10 protein-coding genes are annotated in these 14485 nt (G+C 68.2%); 5 read left to right on the top strand and 5 right to left on the bottom strand.

All coding sequences use genetic code 11. The features are described from left to right. Positions 1–13: 13 nt before the first annotated feature. On the bottom strand, positions 14–808 hold the full coding sequence (locus ACJ8AN_RS27990) for an ABC transporter permease (RefSeq protein ID WP_407758553.1): 795 nt from the start codon (positions 806–808) through the stop codon (positions 14–16). A gap of 45 nt (positions 809–853) precedes the next feature. Beyond that, a complete protein-coding gene (locus tag ACJ8AN_RS27985; RefSeq protein WP_407758570.1) occupies positions 854–1579 on the bottom strand; it encodes an ABC transporter ATP-binding protein in 726 nt (241 codons plus the stop codon). A gap of 216 nt (positions 1580–1795) precedes the next feature. On the opposite strand from ACJ8AN_RS27985, the gene ACJ8AN_RS27980 reads away from it, so the two are divergent. The 3 genes from ACJ8AN_RS27980 to ACJ8AN_RS27970 all read left to right on the top strand — a co-directional run bounded on the left by ACJ8AN_RS27980 (position 1796) and on the right by ACJ8AN_RS27970 (position 6287). Continuing rightward, positions 1796–2992 (top strand): aspartate kinase, encoded by a 1197-nt coding sequence (locus ACJ8AN_RS27980; protein ID WP_407758552.1) that lies wholly within the window; start codon positions 1796–1798, stop codon positions 2990–2992. A 177-nt stretch (positions 2993–3169) separates the two neighbouring features. Continuing rightward, a complete protein-coding gene (locus ACJ8AN_RS27975; protein ID WP_407758551.1) occupies positions 3170–5623 on the top strand; it encodes a N,N-dimethylformamidase beta subunit family domain-containing protein in 2454 nt (817 codons plus the stop codon). Between the two features lie 100 nt (positions 5624–5723). Beyond that, entirely contained in the window at positions 5724–6287 is a 564-nt protein-coding gene (locus tag ACJ8AN_RS27970; RefSeq protein WP_407758550.1) for a hypothetical protein, read from the top strand. Positions 6288–6299: 12 nt separating this feature from the next. Here the strand turns inward: ACJ8AN_RS27970 and ACJ8AN_RS27965 are convergent, their stop codons facing one another. The 3 genes from ACJ8AN_RS27965 to ACJ8AN_RS27955 all read right to left on the bottom strand — a co-directional run bounded on the left by ACJ8AN_RS27965 (position 6300) and on the right by ACJ8AN_RS27955 (position 9046). Then, positions 6300–7313, bottom strand: coding sequence for a hypothetical protein (locus ACJ8AN_RS27965; RefSeq protein WP_407758549.1), 1014 nt, complete (start codon positions 7311–7313; stop codon positions 6300–6302). A gap of 71 nt (positions 7314–7384) precedes the next feature. After that, entirely contained in the window at positions 7385–8326 is a 942-nt protein-coding gene (locus ACJ8AN_RS27960; protein WP_407758548.1) for an ATP-binding protein, read from the bottom strand. Between the two features lie 69 nt (positions 8327–8395). Next, entirely contained in the window at positions 8396–9046 is a 651-nt protein-coding gene (locus tag ACJ8AN_RS27955; protein WP_407758547.1) for a hypothetical protein, read from the bottom strand. 279 nt (positions 9047–9325) lie between these two features. On the opposite strand from ACJ8AN_RS27955, the gene ACJ8AN_RS27950 reads away from it, so the two are divergent. Together ACJ8AN_RS27950 and gltE are read left to right on the top strand one after the other, a co-directional pair. Then, positions 9326–12934: a tetratricopeptide repeat protein gene (locus tag ACJ8AN_RS27950; RefSeq protein ID WP_407758546.1), complete on the top strand. Its 3609-nt coding sequence runs from the start codon at positions 9326–9328 to the stop codon at positions 12932–12934. Then, a complete protein-coding gene (gene gltE / locus ACJ8AN_RS27945) occupies positions 12934–14391 on the top strand; it encodes an adventurous gliding motility TPR repeat lipoprotein GltE (protein ID WP_407758545.1) in 1458 nt (485 codons plus the stop codon). Before ACJ8AN_RS27950 ends, gltE begins: the two co-directional genes overlap by 1 nt. Positions 14392–14485 lie beyond the last annotated feature (94 nt).

The following is a 14485-nucleotide window of genomic DNA, read 5'->3' as shown; positions in this document are numbered from 1 at the left end:
CGAGGGGGGCACGTCACGCCCAGCGCTGCGCTTCCACCGAGCGGTGGCTGAGCAGCAGCGAGAAGAAGATGACGGAAGCGAAGAAGACGAGCGTCTCCACGTCCAGCACGCCACGCAGCAGTCCCTGCAGCTGCGCGTCGAAGGACAGGTGGCTGATGAAGGAGCGCATTGGCTCCTCGGTGGCCTGGGCCAGGCCGCGCAGCCTCATCCACGTCAGGAGCACCGCGAATGTCCCCAGGGCGGCCAGCATCTGGCTCTCGGTGAGCGTGGAGATGAACATCCCAATGGCCATGCAGGTGGCGCCCCACAGCAGCAGCCCGCCATAGGCCAGCAGCACCGTGCCCCACTCCAGCACCGCGCCCGCCTCGCTCCTGCCGAGGAAGGACAGCAGCACCGGGAAGAAGAGGGTGAGCCCCAGGGTGGCGGTGATGATGCCCAGCCCGCCCAGGTACTTGCCCACGACGATCTCCACCGGCCGCACCGGCGCCGTCATCAGCAGCTCGAACGTCTTGTTGCGCTTCTCCTCGGCGAACAGCCGCATCGAGAGGAAGGGCACCACGAAGAGCGTGATCATCATCACCGAGGAGAAGAAGGGCACCATGACCCCGTCGGTGAGGTTGCGGAACTCGGGGGGCACGCGCTCCCAGCCGTACTGGCGCGCCATCTCCTGGGCGTGCTGGAACTCGTACAGGCCGCCGACGAAGAAGAACGCCGCGAGGCCGAGCATCGCGGTGAAGACCGCGTAGGCCCACGGCGTGGTGAAGTAGATGGACAGTTCCTTGCGGGCGATCGCCAGCGCGGTGCGCATGGGCTCCTCCGGAAAACCGTGTGCGGGGGGGGGGACGCGCGAGCCTCAGGCCGCCGTCAGCTTGATGAAGATCTCCTCGAGCGACGCGTTCTCCGCTTTGCCGCCGTGCACTCGCGTCAGCTTGCGGAGATCGTCGTACGCCACCACCCGGCCCTGGTTGAGGATGAGGACCTTCTCGCAGGTCATCGTCACCTCGGGGAGGATGTGCGTGGAGAGGATGACGGTGTGCTTGCCCGCCAGGCCTTTGATCAGCCCGCGCACCTCGGCGCGCTGGGCCGGGTCGAGGCCCTCGGTGGGCTCGTCGAGGATGAGCACCGGCGGGGAGCCGAGCAGGGCCTGGGCAATCCCCACGCGCTGCTTGTAGCCCTTGGACAGGTTCTGGATGACGCGGCCCATCACGTCCGAGACGCCGGTGAGGCCGGCCACCCGCTCCACCTCGGCGCGCAGGCCGCGGCCGGGCAGGCGCTTGAGCTCGGCCACGAACTTCAGGTACCCGGCCACCGTCATCTCCGGGTAGAGCGGCGGCATCTCCGGCAGGTAGCCGATCCGCCGTTTGACTTCCAAGGGCTGCTCGAAGACGTCGAAGCCGGCCACCCGGGCGCTGCCCTCGGAGGGGGGCAGGAAGCCGGTGAGGATCTTCATCGTCGTGGACTTGCCCGCGCCGTTGGGCCCGAGGAACCCGAGAATCTGTCCCTCGGCGACCGAGAAGTTCAGAGCATCCACCGCGACCCGTTCCCGGTACCGCTTGGTGAGGTTGCGCACCTCGATCATGGACGACATGGGCAGGCTCCGTTCAGAAGCGCTCGAGCGGCGGCCGATATAAAAGCCGGGGACGACCTGTCAAGGCAGGCAGGCGGGCGTCGGAAAGACGGCGGGGAGGGCTGGCGAGCCTTGTGCATGAGGTGCTTCCAGTGTGTCTTGGCGGACACGCCCGGCAGGTTACCTGTGACCTTCGCCGGCCCCTAGGAACAACGCAGCGGGTGCTTTATGCCGATCGTGGTGCAGAAGTATGGCGGCTCATCGGTCGCCGATGTGGAGAAGCTCCGCAAGGTCGCACGCAGGGTGAAGGAGACGCGCGAGCGGGGCTACCAGGTGGTGGTGGTGGTGTCGGCGATGGGGGACACGACGGACGAACTGCTGGCGCTGGCCAAGCAGGTGTCGCCGGATCCGCCGCGGCGCGAGCTGGACATGCTGCTCACGTGCGGGGAGCGCATCTCCATGGCGCTGCTGTCCATGGCGCTGCAGGAGCAGGGGGTGCCGGCCATCAGCTTCACGGGCAGCCAGAGCGGCATCATCACGAACGACGTGCACTCGCAGGCGCGCATCGTGGAGGTGAGGCCCTACCGGATTCAGGACGAGCTGGCGCAGGGCAAGGTGGTCATCGTCGCGGGCTACCAGGGCGTCTCGTACAAGCGGGAGGTGACGACGCTGGGGCGGGGGGGCTCGGACACGACGGCGGTGGCGCTGGCGGCGGCGTTGAGCGCGGAGTCGTGTGAAATCTACTCGGACGTGGATGGGGTGTTCAGCGCGGACCCGCGGGTGGTACCGGACGCGCGCAAGCTGGAGACGCTCTCGTACGACGAGATGCAGGAGCTGGCGAGCGCGGGGGCGAAGGTGCTGAACGCGCAGGCGGTGGAGTTCGCGAAGGCGAAGGGAATCGTCATCCTGGCGCGCACGGCGCACGGGCAGGGGAGTGGGACGGCGGTGCAGGAGTTGGTGGCGCCGACGGACACGCGGGTGAGGGGGGTGACGTCGGAGGTGGAGCTGGCGGTGTTGTCGGCGGCGCTGGAGACGGTGCGGGTGCCGGAGCTGCTGGAGTTCCTGGACGCACGAGGGGTGCGAGGCCGGGCGTTGGCCTTCGACGGGTTGTTGGGGCGCGAGGGGAGGGCGTTCATCGCGGTGCCGTTGCAGGACGTGCACGGGCTGGAGGCGCTGAAGCGGGACGTGGGCGCGCGCTTCGGCGAGGCGGTGACGCTGCGGGAGGAGGTGGGGACGGTGACGGCGGTGGGCGCGGGGGTGAACGCGGACTGGAGCTACCTGCGCCGGGCGCTCGGTGTGGCGGAGGAGCTGGGCGCGAAGGTGCATGCGGTGCACACATCGCCGCTGCAACTGACGTTGCTGGTGGACAAGCAGTACCTGAAACCGCTGACGGCGAGACTGCACCGCGAGTTCCTGGGCACCTGAGTCTGTCCGCGATGCCGCCCTGGCCGTGGCATGACACTTCCCATGCTGTGTCTCGTGCTTACCCTGGCAGCCCCAGGGGGAGTGGAGGCGGGCATGGGAAAGGGTGGTCGGATCATCGGGCTGTTGGCTGCCGTACTGTGCCTCGTGGGCCTCGCGGGCGGTTGCGAGGAAACAGGCATGGCGACGGGGGCTTCCGGGGGCGGGGGACGCGACAACCCGCCGCTCCAGGGTCCGGACGGTGGGCAGCCAGACCTTCCGGATGGAGGTCCGGCCCAGACGCCAGAGGATGGCGGGACGGACCCGGCCCCGCCTCCTCATGACACCCAGGCCATCCGCAAGGAGAACGCGCGCCAGGGGACGAAGGCGTGGCGCATCACCCGGGGAGCGAACAACAACGAGATTGAAGGCTACGCGCTCGTCTCCACGGTGACGCAGGGCGAGCGGGTGCCGATCGCGGTGTCGGTGACGGGGAGCCCGCGCAAGTTCACCTGGGAGGTGTACCGGCTGGGCTACTACGGGGGCCTGGGAGGGCGCGAGGTGGCGCGAGGAGGCCCGCTGCAGGCGGTGCCGCAGGCGCCGTGTCCTCCGCAGAAGCCCACGGGGCTGATCGCCTGCAACTGGACGCCGACGCTGGAGCTCGAGACGAACGCGAGCTGGGTGCGCGGGGTGTACGTGGTGAAGCTGGTGCGCGATGACGGCTACCAGCGCTACGTGCCGTTCTTCGTGAGGGATCCGCTGCCGCGCTCGGAGGTGACGGTGATCATCCCGACGGCGACGTGGGCGGCCTACAACACGTGGGGCGGCACGAGCCTCTACGACGACAAGTTCCGGATGACGGGGCTGGGGCGCGCGTTCCAGTCTTCGTTCGATCGGCCGTACTACCGGGGCCATGGCTCGGGGCACCTGCTGGATGACGAGCAGGGGCTCATCATGTGGCTGGAGGCGCAGGGGCTGGACGTGGCGTACGTGCCCACCGAGGAGCTGGACCGGAGCGGGGACGCGCTGCGCGAGGCGCGGGTGCTGATGCTCTCGGGGCACGACGAGTACTGGACGCGCACGCTGCGGGACCGGGCCGACAAGGCGCTGGCCGAGGGCCGGTCGCTCATCAACCTCGGAGCGAACCAGGCCTACTGGCAGGTGCGGCTGGAGGCGTCGGCGGACGGCCGGCCGAGGCGCATCGTCACCTGCTACAAGGGAGACGCGAAGGATCCGGCGGGGACGAGGAGCCCGGATCGGACGACGAAGTTCCGGGACCTGGCGACGCCGAGGCCGGAGAACGCGCTGTTGGGGGTGATGTTCTCCAGCCGGTGGCACCAGTTCGCGTTCCCGACGGTCATCACGAAGGCGGACCACTGGGCCTTCGAGGGGACGGGGCTGCGCAACGGGGACACGCTGTGGAGGGCCAACGGCTACGAGCAGGATCAGGTGGTGGCCAACGGCCAGTCGCCCGCGGACCTGGACGTGCTGGCCGAGTCTCCGGCGTTGTCACTGCAGGGGGCCTTCGGGTTCGGGCAGATGGTGGTGCTCCGCAAGGGGAATGCGTGGGTGTTCTCGGCGGGCGGAGTGGACTTCGTGCACACGCTGGGGACGAGCGACTCGGGGGATCCGCGCGCGGCGCGCCTGGTGGCCAACGTGCTGTACCGGGCGCTGGACCGGGCGGTGCCGAAGGATCTGGTGGTGCTGCCGGCGACGCCGTTGCCGAAGTCCCGAGGCCCCTTCGCCGCCGAGGTGCGGACGGTGGCGGGGCAGCCGGGGAAGCGGGGCGACCAGGATGGAGGGCCGGAGCAGGGCCTGCTGGCGGCGCCGGTGGCGGTGGCGGTGCTGCCCGGTGGAGGCTGGGCGGTGGCGGACGCGCTGGCCAACAAGGTGAAGCGGGTGGCGCCGGACGGGACCATCTCGACGCTCTCTCCGGTGCGGCTCAACGGCCCGATGGGGATCGCCGCGGACGCACAGGGCAACGTGTACGTGGCGGACTCGGACAACTACTGCATCCGCCGCATCGCGCCGGACGGGACGACGACGGTGTTCTCCGGCGCGGTGATGGAGCCGGGCATGGTGGATGGGCCCGCGGCGCAGGCGCGCTTCAACCAGCCGGCGGGGCTGGCGATGACGCCGCAGGGCGAGCTGCTGGTGGCGGACCTGGGCAATGGCGTCATCCGGCGGATTGATCTGCTCACGCCGGGCAATCCGGTGACGACGCTGCCGTCGAACCTGTGGCTGTACCGGCCCTCGGCGGTGGCGGCGGGGGCGGACGGGACGGTGTACGTGGTGGAGACGGGCATGTCGCGCGTGGTGGCGCTGCGCAACGGCACGGTGAGCGTGGTGGCGGGCTCGGCGCCGGGAGGCTTCGCGGAAGGCAACGGCGAGGCCGCGCGGATGCTGCCGTACCTCGGGCTCGCGGTGCTGCCGGATGGGAGCCTGGCGGTATCGGATCCGGGCAACTACCGGGTGCGGCGCATCTCCGCGAGCGGCGAGGTGACGACGCTCGCGGGCACGGGCCACTTCGGGGCGCGCGATGGCGCGGGAGACGACGCGGACCTGGTGCTGCCTGCGGGGCTCGCGCTGGGGCCGGACGGGAGGCTGTACGTGGCGGACTCGGGCAACGCGTTGCTGCGTGCCATCTCGCCGTGAGCTGAGCCCACCCTTCCTCCGCGGATTGATCGGGGCTGCCCCACGCTTGGCGTACAATCGCGGGTGTGGCCTTGGTGATTCTGGGCCAGTGAGGTGACTCATGGCGCACCCTGGGCTCGAGGAGCTGGTCGCGAGGTTTCAAGCTGCCCGGCATTCAGGCGACATCGGCAAGCCGAGCGAAGAGCAACTCCGGTTACACCGTGAATTGTTCGAGACCTGCCCCGCGTTCACGCAGAACGCCCTCTTTCTCGCATGGCTGATGCAGCGACGGCTCTGGACCGCGGGGGACGGTGGTGGAGAATCCGAGGGGGCCTTCAAGGAAATCCAGCGGCTATTGGAGCAGGCGGTCCTGGGCTCGTACCGGAGCGCGCCAGCATTGGTCGAGCTCGGCTTCTTCCTGGATACCTATCGCGACTCCGCTCACGAGGCAGCGAAGCTCTACGAGGAAGCAGCCACCAAGGCATCGGCAACGCTCAAGGACGCGTGGTGGGGACTGCTCCGGTACTGGAATGCCGAGCGGACGAAGGAGACGCTCGAGAAGGCGCTCCAACTGGGGGCGTTGGCGGAGAAGATGTTTCCGGACGCCCCTGAGCTCATCGAAGAGTTGATGACGACGCGGAAGTACGCTGGACAAGAAGGACTGCTCGGGCCCGAGCAGTCCTGATGCGCTTGCATTTCAGCAGCCGGTGCTCGGGCACGTGGTGAGGTGGAAGACGCGCGGGTCGTAGGTTCCATCGGCCCGCTTCGCGCGGTGCGAGTGGATGGTCCAGCCGTAGACCCAGGGGCCTCCGTCGGAGGCCCGGGTCTTGCCGTAGATGGCGGTGACGCGACCGATCTCCGTGTTGGAGTCGGGCGCGTAGGCGATGCTGTCGATGCTCTCCACGCCGCAGCGGTAGAAGGGCTGACCCTCCTTGATGAGGGCGCGCACCATGCCGCCGCCGGGGCTGGTGGTCACGCCGTCGCCCTTGTGGAGCCAGCTCCAGAGCAGGTACGCGTAGTGCTCGGTGCCCTCGGCCTGCTCGGCGCCAGCGTCTGCGTATTTGTTGTAGCGGGAGCTCGTCTGGTACGGCTTGTACTGCCACGTCGAGGGAAGCTCCTCGGGAGTACCCTGCGCGGTGATGTGCATGCGGTAGTTGTACGTGCCCGTGGGGGTGCAGCCCCGGCCGTTGCGGCGGGTCGAGTCCCACGAGCTCGTTCCGGGGATGGCGCTCGGGATGCCGTTCTCCGGGGGCTCGCTCTCGGGGCGCTGGGGCGTCACGCCGGCCTGGAGGTCGCCGATCCACAGGTGGCCGTAGGGTACGCGGCCCTGCGCGTAGCCCTGGCCGCCCTTGTGGAGATAGACGCGGCCCTGGGTTGTCTGGAGCAACTCGTGTGCGTCGAGCCGCACCTGTCCGGGCTGGCAGAAGCCCGTCTCGAGGTTGTAGGCCCCGTCGTAGCTCCAGGAGTTGTAGACGCGGTAGCCGCCCGTGGCGCTGATCGGGCTGAAGTCCTCGTGGCGCAGCGGGGCGGAGGCGTTCTTCAGCGACACGCAGCGGAAGTAGTTGTCGTTGGGGTAGTTCCAGTTGTCGGCCGCGTCGAGGGGCTGGCCGATGGCCGCGAGGTCATCCGGAACCGAGGTGGGGGCGTCATCGCCACAGGCGGCGAGCAGGCCCATGCCGGCACAGGCCACGACGAGAGGAAGCGAGCGCATGCGATCTCCTGGGGGGGGTGGGAGGGGGCGCTCGGGATTTTAAATGATTCCTGGAATTTCCGGATTGCTTTTCAGCGGCCCGGACCGCGCGTCCCGCTGGGGCCGGGCCGCACGTCGAGCTCCTGGCGCATGCGGCGCTGATCCGGCGTCTCCTTGGGCAGCTCCACGAAGCCGCACATCTCGCACAGTCGGCTGTAGATGCGTTCGCCCACGCGCTCGCGCAGCAGCTCCACGTCGCGCGCGGCGTTCTTCGCGTCCTCGGTGGAGCGGTAGCCGCTCGGAGCCGCGGCCCTGACGCCCTTGCGCTCCCAATCCAACGAATAGTTCGTCGCGAAGAGGGTGGTGCGCCCCGCGTTGTAGCGCCGGGCGATGAGCTCATCGAGCGTCTCCATCTCGAACTGGCTGCCGCGCCCCTTGCCCATCTCGTCGATGGCCAGCACCTGCACGTCCGAGAGCGGGCCGATGATTTCTCCGCCGCTCTTGCCCTCCTGGAAGCCGCGCCGGATGGTGGCGTAGAGCAGGGAGATCTCCACGTACCGGGCCTCGAGCCCCACCTCGAGCACCAGGTGCTTGAGCGTGGCCGACAGCAGGTGCGTCTTGCCCGTGCCCACCGGGCCGCTGAGGATGAAGCCCTTGTTCACCCCGACCTTGTCGTAGTGGTGGGCGAAGTGCATGGCCAGGTTACGCGCCCGGTCCTGGGCCTCGTTGAAGGCGCGGTAGCCCTCGAAGGTGGCGTGCGCCATCACCCCGGGCAGCCCCACCTCGTTGAAGTGCTCGAGCCGCTTGGCCCGGTGCTGGCAGACGCACGGCACCAGGACTTCGTAGCGCTTGGGGCCGACCTTGGCGCTGAAGGTCTCCTCGCGCACCTCGTACGAGAACCCGCGCCCCTCACACATGGAGCACTGGACCGAGCACTTGCACACGCGCGCGTGCGCCCTGTCTCCGCGCCGCTCGATGACGTACGTCCGCCCCCCGCACTCGCCACACACCTCGCCGATCGCCTTGGTGACCATGTCGGCAGGCCATAGCAGAGCGCCCTGACGCTCGTCAGCCTGCTACACGCACGTTCAGCCGCCCACCCTCTAGGAATCCATCAGTCCCAGCCGCCGCCGCACCGCCGCGAGCAGCCGGAAGCGCCGGGCCAGACGCCGCGCGCGGAAGGACATGTACTGCTGGTCCGAGTCCTCCCCCCGTACCGTCCGCCACAGCTCGCGCCGCTCGGGGAAGGGGAGGGCGCGCAGCAGCGCCAGCCCCACCAGGTTCTCCTGGGCCTCCATGCGCGCGAACTCGCCGGGCACCTCTTGCAGCACCGTCTCCATCAGCCGGTGGATGCGAGGCGCCAGCGCCGGCTCACGCTCGGCCAGCCGCTCCAGCGAGGCCTGGATCTGGGCGTGGCGCAGCTCCTCCCACGAGCGCGTCCGGGCCGTGCGCCGGCCTTCCTCGCTGCCCTTGCCCGCCGAGCGCTCGCGGTACTTCTTGATCTCCGCCTCCACCTGCCGGCGGCAGGCCCGGAGGCTGCGCAGCACGGGCTCTCCGGGCCGGGCGTCCCACAGGGCCTTCTCCGCCGAGCGGGCGATGCCGCGCGCCACCACCTCGAAGGGAACTCCCTGCTCGGACCAGGACGTCAAAAGCTCCGCGTCCAGCGCGGACAGCATCAATCCGCTGCCGCGCATCGCGAGGAAGTAGTCCTGCACCAGCTCTTCGAAGCTGGCGCTCTCGGGCAGGAGGCTCATGAAGTGCTACATCTCCCTGGTGGGCAGCCGGAGGGCCGGGCGCAAGGTTCCCCCTTACCAGCAGGGGCTGACAGCGCAACCCATCCGACGCTTTTCGCACAGCCGTCCTGGAAACTTTCCGGCAGGTTCCTAGCGAGCCGCCATGCCCCCAAGGGCCTGTTGACCGGCTCTGACGCACCACGCATAGTGCGCGCCTTCCAGATGGAAATTCCCGAAGAGTCCCGGACACTTGCCGAGCAGGCAAGGAGTCCGGCCGGCAGACCCCAGCAGAGGAAACCCATGCGCCGTACGCTCCTCCTCAGCCTCCTGCTCCTGGCTTCGGCCACTCATGCGCAGGACAAGAAAGCGCCGCGCGACGCCAACCTCGGCAAGAAGGCCTCCACTGCCGTGGTGGACAAGTCGCTCGCTGGCGACATCAGCCGTAAGAAGGAGAAGCAGGACAACGCGCCCGCGCTCCAATACGACCAGTTCCGCCTCGGTGTGGAGGGGCAGGTCGCCACCAAGCGCCGCGAGCAGATCGAGTCGCTCAAGAAGATCATCTCCCTGTCGGCCGATCCCAAGGAGCAGCCCTCGCTGCTCTTCCGCCTGGGCGAGCTGTACTGGGAGGAGTCCAAGTTCTACTTCTTCGAGGCGAACCGCAAGGACGACGAGCTCCTCGAGGCGATGAACCGCGGGGACTCCGCGGGCCAGAGCCGCGCGAAGGCCTCCAAGGCCGAGCTCCTCACGCGCCAGAAGCAGTACAGCCGGCTCGCGCTGGACCAGTACACGAAGATCGTCCAGGAGTACCCGGACTTCGAGCGCTCGGACGAGGTGCTCTTCTTCCTCGGCACCAACCTGATGGAGGAGGGCCAGGACCGCAAGGCGCTGGTGGTCTTCAAGCGCCTGGTGGAGAAGCACCCCAAGTCCAGGTACATGCCGGACGCGTGGCTGGCCTTCGGCGAGTACTACTTCAACAACTCGAAGGGTAAGCACGCGGACCTGGAGCGGGCGCTCGCCGCCTACAAGAAGGCCGCCGAGTACCCCGAGAGCCAGGTGTACGCCTTCGCCCTGTACAAGCAGGGCTGGTGCTACTTCAACCTCGCCGACTACGCGAACGCCAAGGACAAGTGGAAGTCGGTGGTCCTCTACGGCGAGCTGGCGGGCGCCCAGGCGGTGGAGAAGGACGGCGGGAAGGGCAAGAAGGGCAGCTCGCTGGTGCGCGAGGCCCGTACCGACTACGTCCGCGCCTACGCGCGCGAGGGCGACGTGATGCTCGCCCGCGAGGACTTCTCCAAGGTCGCCACCAATCCGGATGATCGCTTCGCGATGATGCGGACGCTGGCGAACATGTACTACGGCGATGGCAAGGACCGCGAGGCGGCCATCACCTACAACTCCCTCATCAAGGAGAAGCCCCTGTCGCCCGAGGCTCCGGGCTTCCAGGGCCGCATCGTCGACATCGTCCTGCGCATGGGCAACAAGGAGCGCACCGTCACGCAGGTGCGCCGGCTCGTGAAGATCATGAAGGAGGTCGAGTCCTCCGGCGTCATCAAGGAGGACAAGGACAAGAGGGCGCTCGCGGACGCGAAGGACCTCGCCGAGCGCACGCTGTCCAACCTGGCCGTCACCTGGCACAACGAGGCGAAGAAGACGCGCGAGGAGGCCACGTTCGGCTACGCCGACATGATCTACTCGGACTACCTCACGCTCTTCCCGGACAGCAACAAGGCGTACGATCTTCGCTTCTTCTGGGCGGAGCTGCTCAACGACAACCTGCAGAAGTACGACAAGGCCGCCGCCAACTACACGCTGGTGGTGCTGCAGGACGTGAAGCAGCTCGAGGCCAAGGACGACAAGGGCAACCCCAAGCCGGGCAAGCCGGGCAAGTGGCTCAACAACGCCGCCTACAACTCCATCCTCGCCTATGACGAGATGGTGAAGGACGCCGAGGCCAAGGGGCTCTTCAAGGACGTCGACACCAAGGACATCCGCAAGAAGGCCGCCATCCCCCAGGGCAAGAAGGACCTGCTGGAGGCCTGCGAGCGCTACCTCAAGTACGTGCCCAAGGGCGACAAGCAGGTGGAGATCGCCTTCAAGGCGGCCAACATCTACTACCGCCACAACCACTTCGACGAGGCCGTGCTGCGCTTCAGCGAGATCGCCCTGGGCCACCCGGACTACAAGTTCGAGACCGGCGAGCGCGCGGGTGAGATCGCCGCCAACCTCATCCTCGACTCGTACAACCTGCTCGAGGACTGGCAGAAGGTGAACGAGTGGGCGCGGCGCTTCTACAACAACGAGAAGCTCGCCACCGGCAAGTTCCGCGACGACCTGTCCAAGGTCATCGAGCAGTCCGCGTTCAAGCTGGTGAGCCAGCTCGAGGCGAAGAACCAGTTCAGCAAGGCGGCCGAGGCCTACCTGTCCTTCGTGGCGGACTTCCCCCAGACGGAGATCGCCGACGTGGCGCTCTTCAACGCCTCGGTGGACTACTACAAGGCGAAGATGCTGGATAAGGCCATCCAGGTCCGCCAGCGCATCATCGAGCAGTACCCGTCCTCGCGCTTCGTGCCCGAGTGCATCTACAACAACGCGGAGGCGCTGGAGGCCATCGGTGACTTCCAGGAGTCCGCGGACGTGTACGAGCAGTACGTGAGCGGCTACGAGGCCAGCCTCACCGGCAAGGCCGCGGCCCGTGTGCAAGCGCGCCCCGCCGCCAAGAAGGGCAAGGGCGCCAAGGGCAAGGCGGCCGCCGCTCCGGTGGTCTCCGACAAGCCCGGCCAGCCGCAGAAGTGGGAGGAGTCCAAGGCCCAGGTGGCGCTCTTCAACGCGGCCACCTACCGCGAGGGTCTCGCCCAGTACAAGCAGGCCCTGGCCCTGCGCGAGCGCTACCTGGTGCTCTGGCCCAAGGCGAAGGACGCCGAGGACATCCTGCTCTCCATCATCTCGCTGCACGAGAAGCAGGGGAACTTCTACAAGGCCATCGCCCAGCTCGAGGAGTACGAGCGCCAGTACATGCGCAGCCCGAGCAAGTTCCTCATGGCCGAGGGCCGCATCGTCGACATCTACGAGAACAAGGTCCACAAGCCCAAGGACACCGAGCGCCTCTACAACCGCATCCTCGACTACTACGAGAAGCTGCCGCGCCGTATCCAGCAGTCGCTGGAGAAGCCGGCGCTCGAGGCCGTGGGCCGCGCCCAGTACCGCGGCGTGGAGCAGGACTTCCAGTTCTACTCGCGCCTGAAGCTCTCCTGGGGCCGCCCGCCCAGCCCCGACAAGCTCAAGGCCTCCATCAAGGAGAAGAACGACTCGCGCGCCGTCGTGGAGAAGAAGTACATCCAGACGGTGCAGATCGGCGCCGCCGAGCCGGCCATCTGCGCCCTCAACCGGATCGGCCAGATCTACGACAACTTCGCGGACAAGATCTCCAACGCGCCCATGCCCCCGGGCATCGACGAGGAGACGGAGAACGCGCTGCGCGACGAGTTCAGCAACCAGGCCCAGCCCCTCAAGGACAGCGCCGCGGAGGCCTTCTCCAACGCGGTGGCCAAGAGCCGCGAGCTGAGCGTCTTCAACAACTGCGCGGCCGAGAGCCTCAAGATGCTGCGCGACACCTACCGTCCGGAGCAGTACCCGACGATGTTCGAGGAGAAGCTGGCCCTCTCCAAGGGCAAGGACCTGGCCCTTGGCGGGGACGTGCTCGCCGCCATCCAGGACGTGCCGCCGCCCGTCGTCGAGACGGCCTCGTCCGACCAGGGCAAGACCCAGGAAGTGGTCGAGGACGTGACGGATCTCGCCAAGCGCCTGCAGCAGCAGACGGCCACCCAGGTCGATGGCCCGTCCGCTCCCACCAAGGAGGGTACGCCCAAGAAGGCCGGGACAAATGAGCAGGAACCGGAGGACTTCCTCTAATGAATCGCACTCCCATCATGCGCTCACTCCTCCTGGCCGCGCTCGCGGCGATGTTCGCCGCGGGCTGCGCGGGCACCAAGGCCGCCGGTACCGGCACCGGAACCACCACCACCGGTGGCAAGACGGGCACGGGCACCAAGGCCAATGAGCCGCCGCCCATCTCCAACCGCGCCAAGCTGCTCTTCGAGGACGCCATCAGCGCCTTCGAGGCCCAGAAGAAGGCGGGCGCCTACGACTACCCGTCGCTCGAGCGCAAGTTCAAGGCCGCGCTGGACGCGGACCAGGACGTCGCCGAGGCCGAGTACAACCTCGGTGTCATCGCCGAGCGTCAGGGCAAGCAGCAGGAGGCTATCGGCTTCTACCAGGCCGCCCTCAAGAAGAAGCCCACCCTGCGCCAGGCCACGGAGAACCTGGCGGTGATCGCCCAGAACTCGGGCGACATCGCCGGCGCCGTGTCGCTCTACCAGAGCATCCTCAAGGTCTTCCCGGACGACGCCAGCAGCCGCGCCCGCCTGGCGGAGATCTACCGGCAGACGGGAGACCACGAGAAGGCCATGGAGTTCTCGCGCGCCGCCCTCATGCGCGAGCCCCAGTCCGTCACCGCCTACAAGGTGATGATGCGCAGCTACCTGGAGCGCAAGCAGCTGGCCATGGCCAAGCTGGTGGCCCTGCGCGCGCTGAAGATCGACCAGAACGATCCCGAGCTGCACCACACCATCGGCCTCATCCTCTTGCAGGAGGAGAAGAAGGAAGATGCGCGCTCCGAGTTCAAGCGCGCCATCGAGGCCCGTGCCGACTACGTGCCCTCTCACGTGATGCTGGCCCAGCTGGCGCTCGACGTGGAGAACTACCCCTCCGCCGAGGAGCACCTGCGCCGCGTGCTGCAGTCCGACAGCAAGAACGCCGCCGCGCACCTGGACCTGGGCATCGCCTACAAGGGCCAGGGCCAGTTCGACAAGGCCATGCAGGAGTACGACGAGGCGGAGAAGCTGGATCCGAAGCTGGCCGCCATCTACTTCAACCGCGGCGTGCTGCTGCACCGCAACAAGGGCGCTCCGGAGCGGGCCGTCGAGCTGTACCGCAAGTACATCGCCCTCTCCGGTGGCGAGGTGGCCCTCAACGCCGAGCACCCCATCTTCGGGCTGCTGCGCGAGGCGGAGTCCATCGTCCAGGCCCAGAAGGAGGCCGCGGCCCAGGAGGAGCAGGCCAAGAAGCTCGAGGAGCTCCAGAAGCAGCAGCAGGAGCAGCTCAAGGCCGAGGAGGCCAGGCAGGGCGGCACCGTCGCCCCCGCCTCGGGCACCAACGCCCCGGCGCCGACCGAGCCCGCGGGAGGCACCCCGCCTGCCGCCAACACCCCGCCGCCCGCCGACGCTCAGTCGAAGCCGCCGGCCAAGGCGCCCCAGCAGAAGAATCCAGCCAAGACGGACGCCAACGAGCCGTCGGACGACATCTTCTAGTTGGAGGCAGTGGCGAGGGTGGCGGGATTGATGCGAACCTTCGTCCGCTGGGGCCGGAATCCGGCTCCGGCGGACGTGATGCGGAACCCCCGTG

It is taken from the genome of Archangium sp., from assembly GCF_045802675.1.
In the GTDB taxonomy this organism is placed as follows: domain Bacteria; phylum Myxococcota; class Myxococcia; order Myxococcales; family Myxococcaceae; genus Archangium.
The sequence above is the reverse complement of the archived record's forward strand: the minus strand, read 5'-3'. Positions and strand labels throughout refer to the sequence as shown.

What these genes read in the sequence shown, in the direction of transcription:
- ACJ8AN_RS27970 (WP_407758550.1), top strand. Translation starts at nt 5,724, where the DNA reads ATGGCGCACCCTGGGCTCGAGGAGCTGGTCGCGAGGTTTCAAGCTGCC.
- ACJ8AN_RS27950 (WP_407758546.1), top strand. Translation starts at nt 9,326, where the DNA reads ATGCGCCGTACGCTCCTCCTCAGCCTCCTGCTCCTGGCTTCGGCCACT.
- ACJ8AN_RS27975 (WP_407758551.1), top strand. Translation starts at nt 3,170, where the DNA reads ATGGCGACGGGGGCTTCCGGGGGCGGGGGACGCGACAACCCGCCGCTC.
- ACJ8AN_RS27980 (WP_407758552.1), top strand. Translation starts at nt 1,796, where the DNA reads ATGCCGATCGTGGTGCAGAAGTATGGCGGCTCATCGGTCGCCGATGTG.
- ACJ8AN_RS27960 (WP_407758548.1), bottom strand. Translation starts at nt 8,326, where the DNA reads ATGGTCACCAAGGCGATCGGCGAGGTGTGTGGCGAGTGCGGGGGGCGG.
- ACJ8AN_RS27985 (WP_407758570.1), bottom strand. Translation starts at nt 1,579, where the DNA reads ATGATCGAGGTGCGCAACCTCACCAAGCGGTACCGGGAACGGGTCGCG.
- ACJ8AN_RS27965 (WP_407758549.1), bottom strand. Translation starts at nt 7,313, where the DNA reads ATGCGCTCGCTTCCTCTCGTCGTGGCCTGTGCCGGCATGGGCCTGCTC.
- ACJ8AN_RS27990 (WP_407758553.1), bottom strand. Translation starts at nt 808, where the DNA reads ATGCGCACCGCGCTGGCGATCGCCCGCAAGGAACTGTCCATCTACTTC.
- ACJ8AN_RS27955 (WP_407758547.1), bottom strand. Translation starts at nt 9,046, where the DNA reads ATGAGCCTCCTGCCCGAGAGCGCCAGCTTCGAAGAGCTGGTGCAGGAC.
- gltE (WP_407758545.1), top strand. Translation starts at nt 12,934, where the DNA reads ATGAATCGCACTCCCATCATGCGCTCACTCCTCCTGGCCGCGCTCGCG.